The organism is Primorskyibacter sp. S187A, from assembly GCF_049800955.1.
In the GTDB taxonomy this organism is placed as follows: Bacteria; Pseudomonadota; Alphaproteobacteria; order Rhodobacterales; family Rhodobacteraceae; genus JAKVBH01.
The window spans coordinates 586,577-602,288 of record NZ_JBNAGA010000001.1; the positions used below are offsets into that span (position 1 = coordinate 586,577).

General features: G+C 59.9%; 17 protein-coding genes. 11 read left to right on the forward strand and 6 right to left on the reverse strand.

Annotated features, from left to right (window positions below; all coding sequences use genetic code 11):
• Nucleotides 1-62 precede the first annotated feature (62 nt).
• A complete protein-coding gene (locus ACP15S_RS02995; protein WP_425038091.1) occupies nt 63-332 on the forward strand; it encodes a DnaJ family domain-containing protein in 270 nt (89 codons plus the stop codon).
• A 324-nt stretch (nt 333-656) separates the two neighbouring features.
• On the opposite strand, the gene ACP15S_RS03000 is transcribed toward ACP15S_RS02995, so the two are convergent.
• Complete coding sequence (locus ACP15S_RS03000; protein ID WP_425038092.1) at nt 657-1,244, reverse strand: TetR/AcrR family transcriptional regulator; 588 nt, start codon at nt 1,242-1,244, stop codon at nt 657-659.
• Between the two features lie 137 nt (nt 1,245-1,381).
• Between ACP15S_RS03000 and ACP15S_RS03005 the strand changes: the two genes are divergently transcribed.
• The 3 genes from ACP15S_RS03005 (at nt 1,382) to ACP15S_RS03015 (ending at nt 3,708) form a co-directional block, all read left to right on the forward strand.
• A complete protein-coding gene (locus tag ACP15S_RS03005; RefSeq protein ID WP_425038093.1) occupies nt 1,382-1,888 on the forward strand; it encodes a YkgB family protein in 507 nt (168 codons plus the stop codon).
• 65 nt (nt 1,889-1,953) lie between these two features.
• The gene (gene grxC / locus ACP15S_RS03010) at nt 1,954-2,226 is read left to right on the forward strand and encodes a glutaredoxin 3 (protein ID WP_425038094.1); all 273 of its coding nucleotides are present in this window, start codon (nt 1,954-1,956) and stop codon (nt 2,224-2,226) included.
• A 24-nt stretch (nt 2,227-2,250) separates the two neighbouring features.
• Nucleotides 2,251-3,708, forward strand: coding sequence for a dihydrolipoyl dehydrogenase (locus tag ACP15S_RS03015; protein ID WP_425038095.1), 1,458 nt, complete (start codon nt 2,251-2,253; stop codon nt 3,706-3,708).
• A 308-nt stretch (nt 3,709-4,016) separates the two neighbouring features.
• Here the strand turns inward: ACP15S_RS03015 and ACP15S_RS03020 are convergent, their stop codons facing one another.
• Entirely contained in the window at nt 4,017-4,439 is a 423-nt protein-coding gene (locus ACP15S_RS03020; RefSeq protein WP_425038096.1) for a DUF4864 domain-containing protein, read from the reverse strand.
• Nucleotides 4,440-4,583: 144 nt separating this feature from the next.
• Between ACP15S_RS03020 and ACP15S_RS03025 the strand changes: the two genes are divergently transcribed.
• The gene (locus ACP15S_RS03025; protein WP_425038097.1) at nt 4,584-5,087 is read left to right on the forward strand and encodes a hypothetical protein; all 504 of its coding nucleotides are present in this window, start codon (nt 4,584-4,586) and stop codon (nt 5,085-5,087) included.
• A 17-nt stretch (nt 5,088-5,104) separates the two neighbouring features.
• Here ACP15S_RS03025 and ACP15S_RS03030 read toward each other — a convergent pair whose 3' ends face one another.
• The gene (locus tag ACP15S_RS03030) at nt 5,105-6,751 is read right to left on the reverse strand and encodes a lysine--tRNA ligase (protein WP_425038098.1); all 1,647 of its coding nucleotides are present in this window, start codon (nt 6,749-6,751) and stop codon (nt 5,105-5,107) included.
• An 85-nt stretch (nt 6,752-6,836) separates the two neighbouring features.
• On the opposite strand from ACP15S_RS03030, the gene ACP15S_RS03035 reads away from it, so the two are divergent.
• The 3 genes from ACP15S_RS03035 (at nt 6,837) to ACP15S_RS03045 (ending at nt 8,607) form a co-directional block, all read left to right on the forward strand.
• Nucleotides 6,837-7,262 (forward strand): tellurite resistance TerB family protein, encoded by a 426-nt coding sequence (locus ACP15S_RS03035; RefSeq protein WP_425038099.1) that lies wholly within the window; start codon nt 6,837-6,839, stop codon nt 7,260-7,262.
• A 170-nt stretch (nt 7,263-7,432) separates the two neighbouring features.
• Complete coding sequence (locus ACP15S_RS03040; protein ID WP_425038100.1) at nt 7,433-7,804, forward strand: L,D-transpeptidase; 372 nt, start codon at nt 7,433-7,435, stop codon at nt 7,802-7,804.
• Between the two features lie 155 nt (nt 7,805-7,959).
• Entirely contained in the window at nt 7,960-8,607 is a 648-nt protein-coding gene (locus ACP15S_RS03045) for a hypothetical protein (RefSeq protein ID WP_425038101.1), read from the forward strand.
• Nucleotides 8,608-8,613: 6 nt separating this feature from the next.
• Here ACP15S_RS03045 and ACP15S_RS03050 read toward each other — a convergent pair whose 3' ends face one another.
• Nucleotides 8,614-10,299 carry a hypothetical protein gene (locus ACP15S_RS03050; RefSeq protein ID WP_425038102.1) on the reverse strand — a complete coding sequence of 562 codons (1,686 nt, stop codon included), beginning with the start codon at nt 10,297-10,299 and terminating at the stop codon, nt 8,614-8,616.
• Nucleotides 10,300-10,537: 238 nt separating this feature from the next.
• Between ACP15S_RS03050 and ACP15S_RS03055 the strand changes: the two genes are divergently transcribed.
• Complete coding sequence (locus tag ACP15S_RS03055; RefSeq protein WP_425038103.1) at nt 10,538-11,584, forward strand: rod shape-determining protein; 1,047 nt, start codon at nt 10,538-10,540, stop codon at nt 11,582-11,584.
• Nucleotides 11,585-11,620: 36 nt separating this feature from the next.
• Here ACP15S_RS03055 and dacB read toward each other — a convergent pair whose 3' ends face one another.
• Entirely contained in the window at nt 11,621-13,117 is a 1,497-nt protein-coding gene (dacB, locus tag ACP15S_RS03060; protein WP_425038104.1) for a D-alanyl-D-alanine carboxypeptidase/D-alanyl-D-alanine endopeptidase, read from the reverse strand.
• Between the two features lie 86 nt (nt 13,118-13,203).
• On the opposite strand from dacB, the gene ACP15S_RS03065 reads away from it, so the two are divergent.
• Complete coding sequence (locus ACP15S_RS03065; protein ID WP_425038105.1) at nt 13,204-14,058, forward strand: DMT family transporter; 855 nt, start codon at nt 13,204-13,206, stop codon at nt 14,056-14,058.
• Here the strand turns inward: ACP15S_RS03065 and ACP15S_RS03070 are convergent.
• Complete coding sequence (locus ACP15S_RS03070; protein ID WP_425038106.1) at nt 14,020-14,604, reverse strand: nicotinate-nucleotide adenylyltransferase; 585 nt, start codon at nt 14,602-14,604, stop codon at nt 14,020-14,022. The two genes, ACP15S_RS03065 and ACP15S_RS03070, sit on opposite strands and share 39 nt — an antisense overlap.
• A 260-nt stretch (nt 14,605-14,864) precedes the next feature.
• On the opposite strand from ACP15S_RS03070, the gene ACP15S_RS03075 reads away from it, so the two are divergent.
• The gene (locus tag ACP15S_RS03075; RefSeq protein WP_425038107.1) at nt 14,865-15,602 is read left to right on the forward strand and encodes a VPLPA-CTERM sorting domain-containing protein; all 738 of its coding nucleotides are present in this window, start codon (nt 14,865-14,867) and stop codon (nt 15,600-15,602) included.
• Nucleotides 15,603-15,712 lie beyond the last annotated feature (110 nt).

The following is a 15,712-nucleotide window of genomic DNA, read 5'->3' on the forward strand; positions in this document are numbered from 1 at the left end:
AGGGGAAATGTCGCAATCCATGGGACATTTGGGAGGCGCAAAGAGACAATTGCGATTGCATCATGGTCCAGTCCTTTGACCGTTTGGTAGAGCGGCACATTCAAAAGGCGCTTGTCGAGGGCAAAGTGGGCGGTCTGGAAGGTGAGGGTAAACCACTCCCGTATCGAACAGGCGAGGCGCTCACGGACATGGCTACCGCTGTGGCAGGTCGTATCATGACCGAAGCAGGGGCTCTGCCTGAAGACTTCAAAATCAAGAAACTGCTGGAAGCGGCAAAAATAGCTACCGTGACGCGGAAGGCGACGCTGCAAAACATGTTGCCATGCCACTGATCGCGGACTTGCAACAGCGCGACACCATAGCTGTCAACGCGCAGCGGCGCTTCATGGGACCATAACTTGAGCCATCCATTTGGATCCGCGCCCGCAACATCGAAGGTTTGGGCTCCAATCAGACCCGTGGCGATGCGACAGGCTGAACAATCCCCTGACGCCTCATCAACATCAATAGCACAGGTGCCTGCCGTTGTTCGCACAGGCTGCGCCAATGGCTGGTTTTGAACAAACCAGAAGCGTCAAAATGACTGTTCATGCCGCATTGGCTGCATTTGGGCGCGGACGTTGGTCAGCGGCGCGTTCCGTGTTCCTGAAGCTGGGTTACTGTTTGAGATCCTTGATCACCTGATCTTTCGTCGCCAGCATCCTCTCCGCAGTTTGACCTGCGCGGGACATAACGCGCAGACCTGAGTAAAGCGTCAGAACACTCTCTGCGCGCACTGCGATGGCTTGGCGCGACATCTGCGGCAAGGCATCAGACAGTGATGCAATCAGGCTCTTGCGCATCTTGTCATAGCCTTTCTGAACGAGCGCGCGTGTTTCATCATCAAGCGAGGCGCGGTCCGCGGCGGCGTTGCACAGGAAACAACCGCGTCGGTCATGATGATCACGCACGGCCGCAATGGGCGATGACAGAAAGGCATCAATTCGGTCAAGTGGAGCCAGGTCTTTGGAGCGAAGCAAGGCAACCGCCGCATCGACCATCACGCCTTCATAGTGCGTCAGCGCCTTCAGGTACATCGACTGCTTATTGCCAAACGCTTTATAAAGGCTGGCCTTGCCAAGGCCTGTGGCCGACATGATCTCACTCAGGCCGGTCGCTTCATATCCGTTTTCCCAAAACAGCTGCATGATCTTGGAAAGCGTTTCATCGGGGTCGAATTCGCGCGGTCGTCCGGGTTGCTGCATCTGTAATAAACCTCGCTTACCTGTGAAAAAGCAATTGTTGACCAAACGGTCTTTAATCTCTACCTCTGCGTCATCGGTAACGACACAGCGCACTCATACCCAATTAAAGACCGATTGGTCAATAAAGGAGAACCAAAATGTCAGACGCAACTTACGCCCCCGCAAATGCTTCGAACGATTTGATCGCACTTGGCGATAGCATCACAAAAGCCGGTGTCCAGGGCATCCGCTTCACCACTGCAACTGTTCTGGGCTGGATCGGTGCGATGAAGTTCACCGCCTATGAGGCCGGAGCTATCGAAGGGTTGGTTGCATCAAGCCCCCTGACCAACTGGCTCTATAGCGTGTTTAGCGTGCAAGGCGCGTCAAACCTCATCGGCGCGACCGAGATCGCCGTAGCTGCGCTCATCATCGCAGGCGCAAAGTTCCCCAAAGCGGCCCTGCTTGGCGCGCTTGGCGCGGTTGCCACCTTCCTCGTGACAGCCAGCTTCCTGTTCACTGCCCCCGTGACCGAGCCCAGCCTTGGCGGCTTTCCCGCCCTTTCCGTTGTTCCGGGACAGTTCCTGCTCAAGGACATTGTGCTGCTGGCAGCTGCGGTCTTTCTGGCCGGAGATGCCGTGAAACGCATCGCACGCAATAGCTGATACGCTGCCGACCCGGTCTCTGGAGGCCGGGTCGCATTTCCAAATTTCAAATGAAAGCCAAAGACATGAGCCCCCAAGTCACACTTTACACCAAGGATTACTGCCCGTTCTGCAAGGCCGCCAAGTCGCTCCTGACCGGCAAAGGCGTTCGCTTCACCAATTTCGAGATTTCTGAGGATGAGGCGCGGCGCAGGGAAATGATCCAGCGCTCTGGAGGCCGGACGACCGTGCCGCAGATTTTCATCGGTGATGTCCATGTCGGCGGGTACGATGACCTTGCCGTACTCAACAGCGCGGGCGGCCTTGATGCGTTGTTGCGGCCTGCGACAGCAGCCTAAGCCCCCACAAGGAAAGACGAAGCAATGCAACACTATGATGTAGATGTCGCCATCCTGGGCGCGGGGACGGCAGGCATGGCCGCCTATCGCGAGGCTGCAAAACAGACCGACCGTGTCGCGCTGATTGATGGCGGCACCTTGGGTACAACCTGCGCGCGGGTGGGCTGCATGCCGTCCAAGCTGCTGATTGCCGCGGCCGATGCCGCGCATGAGGCGCGCCACACCGCACAATTCGGGGTACATGTGGGCGACGTCTCGGTCGATGGTGTTGCCGTCATGAACCGGGTGCGCAGCGAGCGGGATCGCTTTGTCGGCTTCGTCAAGGAGGCAGTCGAAGGGTTTGACCCACGCCACCTGATCCGCCAGAACGCGACATTTGTCGATGACAATACGCTTGCCCTGGCCGATGGCACCCGGCTGACAGCGCGCAGCGTGATTGTGGCCACGGGATCACGCCCGATCATCCCGCCCCCGTTTGAGGCGGCCGGGGATCGTTTGATCATCAACGACGACGTGTTCGACTGGACCGATCTGCCCCGATCAGCAGTTGTCTTTGGCGCCGGTGTGATCGGGCTGGAACTGGGTCAGGCGCTGTCGCGGCTTGGGGTGCGGGTGCATCTCTTTGGCCTTGGCAATGGCGTTGGCCCGCTGAGCGATCCGGAGCTTGTCGCCTACGCCCGCAAGACCTTTGGCGGAGAATTCAGCGCGCATTTCGACGCAGACACCCGCATCACGCGCGAGGGCGATGAGGTCGTCGTCTCCTGGACCAATCGCAACGACCCGTCCGACACGGGCGAAGAGCGATTTGATTATCTTCTCGCAGCGACCGGGCGTAGGCCAAACCTCGACAAGATCGGGCTGGAAAACACCTCGCTGATCCTTGACGAGCGTGGCGCGCCCGAGATTGACCCGATGTCCCTACGCGCAAAGTCCTCAAAGGATGGCATATCCTCGATCTTTGTGACCGGTGACGCCGCTATTGACCTGCCGCTGCTGCATGAGGCCGCCGACGAGGGCCGCATCGCGGGCGAGAATGCCGCGAGATACCCTGACGTCTACCGGCGCGCACGCCGCACCCCGTTGGGCGTGGTGTTCTCTGATCCGCAGATCGCCGTGATCGGCCGGGGCCACAAGGCTTTGAGCGAGGCGGGCGTCGATTTTGCCCATGGCGAAGTCTCTTTCGAGGATCAGGGCCGCGCCCGTGTGATCGGCAAAAATGTTGGCCTTTTGCGGGTCTATGGCGAACGCGACACCGGCTTGCTTCTGGGGGCAGAGATCATCGGCCCGGCGGCGGAGCACCTGGCTCACCTTCTGGCTTGGAGCATCGAGAGCAAGCTGACCGTGACCGAGGTCTTGCAACGCCCGTTCTATCATCCGGTGATCGAAGAAGGCCTGCGCACAGCCCTGCGTAATCTAGCGGCAACGCTGGAGTTCGGTCCCAACCCACCGCTGCGCTGTATTGATTGCGGACCAGGTGGCTGAGGCTGGATCAGTCTGATGCCGTGGCCTCTGCTCCTGTTCTAGCAGACCTGCGCCCACGTGGTGGGTCAGGCTATCCGGCGCGGGTCAAACGGCTTGGCTCTCACTGTCTGTCGAGTGATCCTGGACGGAAATTCCCTTCGGCTTCCCGCCTTTCTGGCCGCCGCCGCAGGGGCGGGTGCCATGATCGTGCTTTTGCACCGGGCGATGCCCAAGTGCGCAACGTCTTTGGCGAACCAAACCAAGACTGGCCGTCAGGCATTGCGCAGCATGTGGCAGGATCGTCTACACGCCCTCTGGGCGCTCGTGCGCTAAGCGCTCACATCCGGCGCTTTCAGGATCTGTACGCCACTGATTTTCCATCCATTTTCGCTGGGGCTCATGCGGTAGTCCAGAAAATGCAGGTTGCCTGCGCTGTCGGTGATCTGAACCTTCTGCCAAAGCGCGCCGGCGATCTCGCGGAGTTCCAGATACCGCACATCCGCCGGACGCCAGACCATGGGATAGCCGCGCTGAACCATCTCGCCAAACCGCTCGGGCGTGCCAAACATGCCCTGGATCGACGGGCTCGCGAAGGTGAAGGCAGTGGCGAAGTCATCGAGTTTGAAGGCCTCGATTTGTGCGGTGATCGTGTTCTGAATACCTGTCTCCGGCGCGTCCTGTGCAGGGCTGAGGCTTGCCCAGATCGCGAGTGTGGCCGCCAAAAGATAACGCAATGTGGTCTTGAAAGTCATTTTGGTCCCTTTCAATTCGATACTGCGCAAAATAGCCCGCGCCTTCGGCCCGTCGAGTTGGCCCAAGACAAGGCCCCAACGAGTCTTTGACATTCGGGCATGGGGCAGGGCAGGTTGCACCAAACACTGGATGGAGGGGCTCCTGTGAAACCATTGATGATTGCTGCCGCAGCACTGACACTGACCGCCTGTAACATGGACATGGAGCCAGCCTATTTCGGCGAGCCGCGCTCTGTTATGGATCCCAGCTATCCGTTGCGCGGCGGCGCGTATCCGGCGTTTAATCCGGCAAACTTCTACGAGCCCGCCTCCCGCGCATCCGAACGCGCCGTACAAGCCTTCGTGGGGGACGACGCGCGCCTGACGTCGGCCGCGCAGGTGGCCTTTGATGCAGGCGCGACGGCTTCCGCACAGCCCGTCCGCGTCGCGGGCCGCCAGATGAGCATGAACCTCGTGGCGGTGGGCGATCTGAGATTTGCCACCTTCCGCCAGTCAGGCACACCGGCCAATGCGCAAACGGCTGATGTGTCGGAGGCTGCTCGCGCAGCCGCTGCGCGCAAAACCGGCTGTAACACGTCAGGCCATGTCTGGCGCCAAACCTATGACAGCGCAGTCTACCCAAGCTACGCCGTGCATCTCGTCTGCTGACCGCGTCGGCGGTTAGGTTACTCCGTCAGACCACCTGACAGGGCAAGATCGATCAACTGCGCCGTTTCTTCAGGCCCGTAGACGGCGGCAAAGCCGCCAAAGCGCGGGCCTTCAGAGGCCCCCATCAGAACCTCGTAGAGCGCCTTGAACCAATCGCGCAGATTGGCGAATTCGTGGTTCTTGCCAACCGCGAAGCAGACCGACTGCAGGTCTTCCTCGGAGGTATAGTCAAGCTCTGCGACAGGGTCGTCTTTGCCCATGGCCGCGTTTTTTCGGATGATCATTTCGCGGGCCAACGCAGGATCACGCAGCGCGCGCCCGAGGTCTTCCATCGCCGCGCGCTCTTGCGCGCTGGGTGCGCGGAAGACGCGCGTGGGTTTGATCCGTTCGTTGAAGTAGCGCACCGCAAAGCCTGCCGCATCGTCCAGTCCGGGATGCGTCTCGGCGTTTGCCTCGGGCGCATATTTGCGAATGAACCCCCACAAAACGTCCTTGCTCTGCGCACCGGAGACAGCCGCAAGATTGAGCAGCATCGCAAATGACACGACCATATCGCTCTGGGGCACATCGCCATTGTTGATATGGAACACTGGGTTGTTCAACTGCGCCTTGAGATCCTGGCCCGCATAGGCACGCAGCTGTTGGTGATACTCGTCGACCATCTTGGGAATGATGTCGAAATGCATCCGCTTGGCCGTTTTTGGTTTGAGATACATGAAGTAGCTCAGGCTCTCGGTGGAGGCATAGCTCAACCACTCATCAATCGACACGCCATTGCCGGAGGATTTCGAGATCTTCTCACCGTTCTCGTCGAGGAAAAGCTCATAGCTGAAATGGTTGGGCGCGCGGCCCCCCAGCGCGCGGCAGATCGCATCGTAGATCTTCTCGTTGGTTGCGTGCTCTTTGCCGTACATTTCGAAATCCACGTCGAGCGCGGCCCAACGTGCGCCGAAATCAGGCTTCCATTGCAGCTTCACATGACCGCCTGTCACGGGGAGCGTCCATTCACGACCGTCCTCATCGTCAAACGTGATCTCGCCCTTTTCCCCATCCACATGCTTCATCGGAACATACAGGACCCGGCCCGTCTCGGGATGGATGGGAAGGAAGATCGAATAGGTCTGGGCCCGCTCTTCGCGCAGGGACTTCAGCATGATCGCCATGAGTTCGTCATAGCGCTCCGCCGCGCGCTTGAGGATCTCGTCAAACTGGCCCGAGGCGTAGAAATCCTTGGCAGAATAGAATTCATACTCAAAACCAAAGGTATCAAGAAACCGGCGCAGCATCGCGTTGTTGTGATGTCCAAAGCTCTCGTATTCCCCAAAGGGATCAGGGACTTGCGTCAGCGGGCGTTGCAGATGCTCCTGCAAGGCGTCCGGGTTTGGCACGTTTGAGGGCACTTTGCGCATGCCATCGAGATCGTCCGAGAAACAGATGAGCTTGGTCGGGATGTCGGAGATCATCTCGAACGCGCGGCGGACCATTGTTGTACGCAGCACTTCGCCGAACGTCCCGATATGGGGCAGGCCGGAGGGGCCATAGCCTGTCTCAAACAGGACATACCCTTTCTCAGGCGCCTTTTTGGCATAGCGTTTGGCAATCTTGCGCGCCTCCTCAAAAGGCCATGCTTTTGATTGCATCGCAGCGTCGCGCAGATCAGACATTATCACTCTCCTGAGACTAAGCGCGGCACACCTATTGTGCCCGGCACGGCGCGTCAATAAATATGACCTCAGACAGGAGAAGACCATGACACAAGACATCCCCCATTCCCTCAGTCCTCAAGACTGCCTGGTGGCCGTCATGATTGCCGTGTCTGCCTCCGATGAAAGCATCCGGACCGCGGAACTCGTCAAAATCGAAATCGCGGTCAACAACCTGCCTGTGTTTGGCGAATACGATGCCGATCGCATCAGCACCATCTCGCAAGTCGTCTTTGACCTGTTTGAGCAAGAGGATGGTCTGGACGCGCTCTTTGGTCTGGTGCGCAACAATTTGCCGGAGCGCCTCTTCGAGACGTGTTATGCACTGGCCTGCGATGTTGCGGCAGCTGATGGCACTTTGCAGGAGACCGAACTGCGCCTGCTGGAAGAAATTCGCTACGAGCTCAACATCGATCGGCTTCACGCCGCAGCCATCGAGCGCGGCGCGCGCGCGCGGCATCTGCGCAGCTGAACCCAAAGGACGCGCGAGGTCAGGAATCCCTGACCATGGGCGATTTCCTTTTGACTCAAGCGGTCACGCTCCCGCACACTTCCCCCACATATAGTTACTAGGGGGAAAGAATGATGCACAAGTTGTTGCAGCTAGGCGTATTTTGCCTGTGCTTGGTGTTGGTGCCCGCGATGGGATTCGCGGCGTCCGTGATCGCGCGTGTGGACGTTTCGACGCAAACCATGACTGTTTACCACCACGGTGAGGCCATCCATACGTGGCCCGTCTCCACCGCGCGTCCGGGGAAATGGACCCCGCGAGGGAGCTACTCTGCCAAATGGCTGTCCAAGCATCACAAGTCCAGCCTCTACAATAATGCGCCCATGCCATACTCAATTTTCTTCCGTGGCAATTTCGCCGTGCACGGCACCAACCAGGTGGATCGTCTTGGCTCGCCGGCCTCAGCGGGCTGCATCCGATTGCACACGGATAATGCCGCCAAGCTCTTCCGCATGGCACAGGAAGCCGGACTGAAAAACACCAAGATCGTTATCGAAAACTGATTTTAGGCAGGTGATCGCCTGACAGGCCCGCCAATTTATTGGGCGGGCCTTTTTTGCGCGCGACACGCAAAAGGGGCGGGAATTCCTCCGTAGACGCGCGCGCCGCTGCCATGGTTCAATGCTAAGATGTAATTTCTACAAAAAGGATTTTTCCGATGGCTCAATTAAACGTGCTTGATGCCTGTGACATGATCGAAGCCGCCTACGATCAAACAAACGCTGCGGATATCGAACACCAGATCGATATCCGTGGCGTTCAGGCGCAATATCTTAAATCCGGCGTTCTGGTTATTCCGGGAACCAACGAAATGGCGGATTGGTTTGATTTCAACCTCAACATTTCAGGGCAGCCAACGGATGGGCATGGTTTTGAAGTGGTGCCCGGCGATTCAGGCTCGATGTGGCATGCCGGTTTTCTGGAACATGCCCAGATCGTCTACACGTTTGCCAAGGGGCTGCGGCCGAAATTCATCATTGGTCATTCGTTGGGTGCGGCGTCCGCCCAGATCGTGGGCACGTCGCTGCGCGTGCCAACGCTTGCGTTCGCCTCGCCACAGACCCTGCGGGGCCGCCCGACAAACAGGCTCGCCCATGAAGGGTGGGTGGTCAACTACTGCCGTCTCGATGATACCGTCTGCCACGTCCCGCCAAAATTTCTGGGCTTTCGGACCTTGGGCAGCCGGTATTGGCTCGCGCCCGATGAGATCAATGTCGGCGGTGATCACAGCATCGATCATTACCGCGCTTTGCTGAAAACCAAGAAGGTTCAGGATCGCGTGCCGATGGCGTGGCCGCCGAAGTAGTCGGGTTCAGTCAGATGTGACGCGGCAAAAAGAGGTCCCGCCGCATCCGCCACGTGAGCCTTGCAGGCGACCGCCCGAATGCCGGTTGATCTTGACCTCTACAGGCTTGTCGGCGTCCGCTGCTGCCTTTTGCTGCTTTTTCAGATCCAGCGCGGCGCGGCGTTGCTCGCGTTGCTGTGTGCGCTCTTGCTCTCGCTCGGCCTTGCGTCGGTCGATCTCAATCTTGCGCGCAGCCTCTTTCTGCGCTTTGGCCGCGTTGCGCTGCGCTGGGAACTCCCACAGAAAGCGCGCCTTTTCGGCCAGATCGCCGCAAAACATACCGCCTGCGCGAATTTGCAAACAGGCGCCGGGCGGCAAGCCGCGTTTGGCCTCCTCGACCCGGATCAGATAGGTTGGCGCACTTTCAGGCAGCGTGCCCACGGCATAGGCCGCAGCTTCCTCGGCGGCATTTGCTGTATTGCCATCCACCGCTATGTGCACGTCGTCCCAATCGAGCCCCTGTTCGAGGATCACCTGCGCAAAATAGAAACCGAAGGTCCGTTGGTTTTCCGCCGTGAGCGTCTTCGCGATCCTGCTGATTTCCTCGGGCGGCAAGACGGAATAATCCCCTTGGAGCTCACGATTGGGCAGGCCCATCGCGTTGAACTGGTCGGCGCTGATTTGTGAGAGCTGATCGGTCGCTCCGATCGCTTTGGACATGGCCCAGAACCGCTTGTTTGACTTCTTGCTTTGCTCTTCGGCGTTTTCCTGCACGACCTTGTCCAGACGTTTGCGTTCCGCCAACTCGGCTTCAAACGCCGCCTGCTCCTGCTCCGGGGTGAGCTCGGGCGCGTTGCTGCCGACATTCGGGAAAGGGCGTTTGAGCATGTTGTTGAGCGCGTCGTAATCGATGCCTTCTAGGAAGGCGGGCAACTCTTCATCGGCCATGAACCCCTTGACGTAAATCGTGGCGCTGCCCAGCCGCCCGGTCAGGATGACAGGCTCTGGGCCGTCCTCCGCGCGCTCGGTCCAGTGAACCGTTCGTTGTTTGGTCCAGACGACGCCTTGAACAGCCGCATAAAACACCTGACTCTGGCCACGGCCTGTTGTGACCTGATCGATCAATCCGGCCTCCATCACGCGCCCGCTGGCCTTTTGCCGATTGATTGCGGTCATTTGTACGAGTTTCTCGCCGCTCTCATACATCCATGTGGTGTTCTGCCGTATGCGCATCATGGCGCGATCCGTGGGCAGGCCCATCATGGCCTGACGCTCTTCCAGGATACCTGCGAAGCCAGGCAGGCGCTTTGTGTCGTCCATGTCAAACAGGCGGCGCGTCCAGCCCTCTGGAGCCTCCGGCAGTACGGATTTAATCTTACCTTTGAAGGTATAGCTCTCATAGGAGGGCTTGGCGCCGGTCCCATTTGGCGCGATGATGTCTTTGATCCCACCCGCCAAAAGCGCGACATCGCTCTCCACTTCGCCTTCGGGCGCTGAATACCCGCCGCGCTGCGCCGTGGGCGCCGTGCCGCCTATCATGCCCCCGGTCAGTTTTTCCACGCGACCGCTAAGGTCGTCGCGGTAGGCGGTAAAGCTTGTGACGTCGGGGTTGGCCTTCGCCCGTTCGTAGAAATCAGCCGCCATCAAAACGGCGCCAAAGATCAAAAACACACCCAAGGTTGCGAGATATTTCACGGTACTGCCCCGCTTCATTGAAAACTTTCCTGCCGCTACCAGCATCGCGAGCAATCAGGCCGAAATGGGGCAGAGCTTCGGCGCTTTCGCGATTGATGGCGCAAACACCGCTCGGCGATTTCCCGCCCGCGACCAGTCGCCCCGGAAACGCGTGCCCCCTTTCACCCGGCCCAGCCTACCCGTATAAGGCGCCGTGGCGTCGACCGGGGGAGAATCGGCGCCGATAAAGCTATTGAGGTGCGGGGCTCCATTTTCGATGTTTGGACTGGATAAACTTGCCGGGATGTTTTCGGCTGATATGGCGATTGACCTTGGGACAGCGAACACGCTGGTCTACGTCAAAGGCCGTGGCGTCATCCTGAGCGAGCCTTCTGTGGTGGCCTATCACGTCAAGGATGGCACAAAGAAAGTGCTGGCCGTGGGGGAAGACGCCAAGCTCATGCTGGGCCGCACGCCCGGCAGCATTGAGGCCATCCGGCCCATGCGCGAAGGTGTAATTGCCGACTTCGACACGGCCGAAGAGATGATCAAGCACTTCATCCGCAAGGTGCATCGCCGCTCCACCTTCTCCAAGCCCAAGGTCATCGTCTGCGTGCCCCATGGCGCCACACCGGTCGAAAAACGCGCGATCCGCCAGTCGGTCCTGAGCGCGGGCGCACGACGGGCAGGGCTCATTGCCGAGCCCATCGCAGCGGCGATTGGGGCGGGTATGCCGATCACCGATCCCACGGGCAACATGGTCGTCGATATCGGAGGGGGGACCACGGAAGTGGCGGTCCTGTCGCTCTCGGATATTGTCTATGCGCGCTCCGTCCGAGTCGGTGGCGACCGGATGGATGAGGCGATTGTCTCCTATCTGCGCCGCCAGCAGAACCTGCTTGTGGGCGAAAGCACCGCCGAGCGGATCAAGACCTCCATCGGGACGGCGCGCATGCCTGATGACGGGCGCGGCACGTCCATGCAGATCCGCGGACGCGATCTCTTGAATGGCGTGCCCAAGGAAACCGAGATCACGCAGGCGCAGGTCGCCGAAGCGCTGGCCGAACCGGTGCAACAGATTTGCGAAGCCGTGATGACGGCGCTTGAGACAACGCCGCCGGATCTCGCTGCCGACATCGTTGACCGGGGCGTTATGCTCACAGGTGGCGGTGCGCTTCTAGGCGATCTTGATCTGGCACTGCGCGAGCAGACGGGCCTTGCTGTCTCTATCGCCGACGAGAGCCTCAACTGCGTGGCCCTCGGGACAGGCAAGGCGCTGGAGTATGAAAAACAGCTCCAACACGCCATCGATTACGACAGCTAAGCCGCGCGCAGCCTGTTATCGCAAACAGCTCAGACCTCAGCTGGCGCCGTAGACGCGGCCCCAGCGTTGCAGCAGCTTTTGTTGCAACCGCTTCGCCGCGCGATTGTAGCTCCGCGCGCCTTGGGGCCGTTCCCTCTGGGCGCGGGGGATTTCGGCGCGTCGTCGGGTGTCTGCGGCGAAGATTGCAAACGAGAGCTCCCGGCCATCGGCCGATGTGGCATAGCCGGCGAGCGAAGAGACGAAATTGAGCGTGCCCGTTTTGGCATCCACCTTGACCGGTGAGCCTTTCAGCACGTTGCCTTTGGCATCGCGCATCGGGATATTCTTCATCAAGCTGCGCAAGGGGCCACTACCGCGCACAGCCGCCAGCGCGGCGGCCATGTCCGATGCGGTCACGCGGCTGGTGTCGCCCAGGCCAGAGTGATCGACGAATTTCGCGCCAGACCCCATCTTCAACCGGCTGCGCGCCCAGCGGGTCATCTCCTTGGCGGAGGCCGACAGCGGCTGGGGACGTCCCAAACGTTTGGCTGATGCCATGAGCCCCAGCAGTTCGGCGGTCAGGTTGGTTGAGAATTTCAGCATGTCCCGCGCAATGACATCCAGCGGCGCGCTATCGACCTGCGCGAGGGATTGCCCGGTGGGCAAGCTCTTGATCTCGACGGGGGCCTTGAGCACGATGCCCTGCGCGCGGGCAAATGTCTGAAACACCTCGCCCGCGTAAAGCGCAGGCTTGCGCACGGGCAGCCAACGCGCACCACCCTTGCCAAGAGCGCCTGATGCCACGGTCCAATTGTCGCGCCCGCCGCGGTCCTCATAGGTGTAGATCGGGGAGGAACGCTGAACGATCTGCATCCGCGCGATGGTCACATCCGGGCGATGGCTGGCCGACCGGGCGTCCATCGTCGTGCGCCATTTGCCTGAGGCCCGGCGCCATTCGAAATGCACGCGGTTGAAATTCAGGTTCAAGCCGGACAGCGCAGGGTTGTAACCCACGTGATCGGGCTGGTTGGGGTCAATCTGTTTGGCAAAGGGAATTGCGCCGCCCCAGACCAGAAAGCGCCCGCGGACCTCCGTGATCCCGGCGGCTTTCAATCGACCGGCCAAGCGCGCCAGCGTATCGGTATCCAGTGTGGGATCGCCGCCGCCCGCAAGGATCAGATCACCCGCCACAATGCCGCCCGACACACCACCTGTCGCCAGAACACGCGTCGTGAAACGATGCCCTGCGCCAAGTGTTTCGAGAGCGTAAATCGCTGTGACGGCTTTGGTCACAGAGGCCGGAGGCAGCGAGGCGGCAGAGGCACGCTCTTCCAGAACCTTGCCGCTGCGCAGATCGATGACGGCGAACCCAACGGTTCCCGAAAGCCCCGATGCGCGCACAAGTGCTTCTGATGCAGGCTCCACACGGCGCGCCGCATTGCCGACACGCGCGTTGGGGCGCAAGGACCGCTCCGGCGCACCGGCACAGGCGGATGTCGCCACAAAGGCTGCGGTTGAGGTGAGAAATAGGCGGCGTGAAATACGATTGGTCATGGGGGACACTTTGCCGAAGCCCCGCGGAAGGGACAAGGCCGCATTGCCGCGTTTCCCCTCACAAGTGCGCGTGATAGAGCCGCCCCATGTGGAAACCTGTCCTGATGATGTTTGTGGCGATGTCGCTGATCCCGGCGGGGGATACGGCGGGCAAGCTGCTGATCACAACCCAAGGCACCTCGCCGCTTTTCGTGGCCTGGACACGTTTTTGGATCGGTGCACTGCTGGTTTTGCCCTTTGTGCCACGGGGCGGATTTGCCATTCTGACCGACTGGCGCGTGATCTTGCGCGCGTTGATGCTGACGGGCGGGATATGCTCAATCCTGACCGCTTTGCAAACAGCCCCTCTGGCAGATGTGTTTGCCGCGTTTTTCATTGGCCCGTCGGTGAGCTATTTGCTCGCCGTTGTGTTTCTGCGCGAACCGTTCTCGCTTGTCCGTGCGGGCCTTGTGGGGCTGGGGTTTTGCGGGATGCTGATTGTCGTCCAACCCGGCGGCGCGGGTGCGTCAGAAGGGCTGGGATGGGCTGTGCTGGCGGGATGTTTTTACGGCGCCTTCCTGACCGCATCGCGCTGGCTTTCCTCTCAGGCCCGCCCGCGCGCGCTTCTGTTTTCGCAGCTTTTTATCTCTGCAATTGTGACGACGCCGGCCGCGCTTTTCTTTTTGCCCGCCTTCAGCTGGCCGGTGGCCGGGCTGGCAAGCCTGTCTGCCATATTCTCGATGCTGGGCAATTTCATCTTGCTCTTTGCATACCGCATGGCGCCGGCCACCAGCCTCGCGCCGCTCATTTATTTTCAGTTGATTGCGGCAACAGGGCTGGGCTGGTTTGTCTTCGGGACACTTCCTGATCAGTGGACATGGATTGGGCTGGCGCTCATCCTGCTCTCGGGCGTGGCGTCCGCGCTACTTGCCCCACCGCCCGGCGGCGCGCAGCGCCGTTGAGCTGTCCTCCCGCATGGGCACATTGATGAAACACCACCGCGGCGCAGGCCCAAGCGGCAGGGCGGACGCTGCACGGCCTGGGATACGCGCATCGGAATAAACCTTGGCGGCCATCGATGTCCGCGCGGCAATCCTGTCTCCGGGCCGGGCCAAAACGCCAATGGGCACATTCTCCATGATCCAGCGCCAATTATCCCACTTGTGAAACTGCGCGAGATTATCCGCGCCCATGAGCCAGACAAAGGGAGTTCCGGGGTTGCGCGATTTCAGCGCCTTGAGGGTTTCGGCCGTAAAGCGGGTGCCCAGCCGGGCTTCGATATCCGAAACCTCGACACGCGGGTGCTGCATGATCGACCGCGCCTGCGCCATGCGCGCGGGCAGGGGGGCAGGGCCATGGGCTTTGAGCGGATTTCCGGGGGAGACGAGCCACCAGACCCGATCCAGACCAAACCGTTTGAGCGCCTCACGCGTAATATGCACATGCCCCTGATGGGCCGGATCGAAGGATCCACCCAAAAGCCCCGTAATAGGTTTTGATCTTCGCATATGTCTTGAGCTCGCGGCGCAGGGAAAGCGCGGCGACCATGATGCAAATTGCGGAGCAAGGAAAGGGCAATGCCGCGAACAATCTCGACGCGGAGGCAGGATCGTATTGTGGTGAGAAACCACTTTTGCCACATTTTCTAAACCGTGCGGTATCATCGTAGTGAAATGGCGATTTTTAAACAAATTCGTTGCGCCATGCCTGCTTGGTACGACACCTGATGGCGTGGGGGCGCGATTTAAAGGGATAAAGGGATTCTGGCATGAACCTGAAAGCTTGCCTCGCCGCCACCTTCACTTTCCTGGCTGCATCGACATCGGCTCACGCAGCCAGCCTCACAATTATGAATGGCTCACATAACATTCTGACGTTCGAAGGCGGTATCGGCGCCTATGGACACACGACCAGTCTTTTGTCTGACAACGCGGCGGGCTGGAGCACGGCAACGTCCGGGACTGATGTAATCATTACAGAAGAAAATGGCGTTGACGGCGCAAATACAGCTGCCGTGCAGTCCTTTCTCAACGCAGGGGGCCGCGTGATTGTTATGGGCGGCTATGGCACGAATGAGATCTCGTTTGTCAACGCAGTCCTTGGCACATCTTTGACATCCACGGGTGGATCTGCCGGTCCGAACTACAATCAAACCGCAGCCGCAGTTGGAACAACATTTGCCGACGACCCCGCTGTGTTGAGAGGTCTGAACTCCTACCACGACGCCACGGGCACGCTTGCCGCGAACTCGACCGTTTTCTATGAGGAAGCCAACGGAGACTATGCCGTGTTCCGCACAGCCTATGGCGCGGGTGATCTGTTCTACCTCGGCTATGATTACTGCTGTGGCGGCTCTGCTGCCGAGCGGACAGCCTGGATGGATGTGCTGGACAGCGCCATTCGGTATGACGGCACGATCACTGCTCCTGTGCCGCTTCCCGCAAGCCTGCCGCTTCTGCTCGCAGGTTTGGGCGGTGTCGCAGCCTTGCGTCGCCGTCGCGGCTAAGGGTTTCTACCTTCGCACTCTTGAACGGCAGCCTGCGCGGGCTGCCGTTTTTTGTTGGGCAAAGACATGGTGCGGACTAGCTTTCGCACAGGCAGCACCAAGGAGGAGCC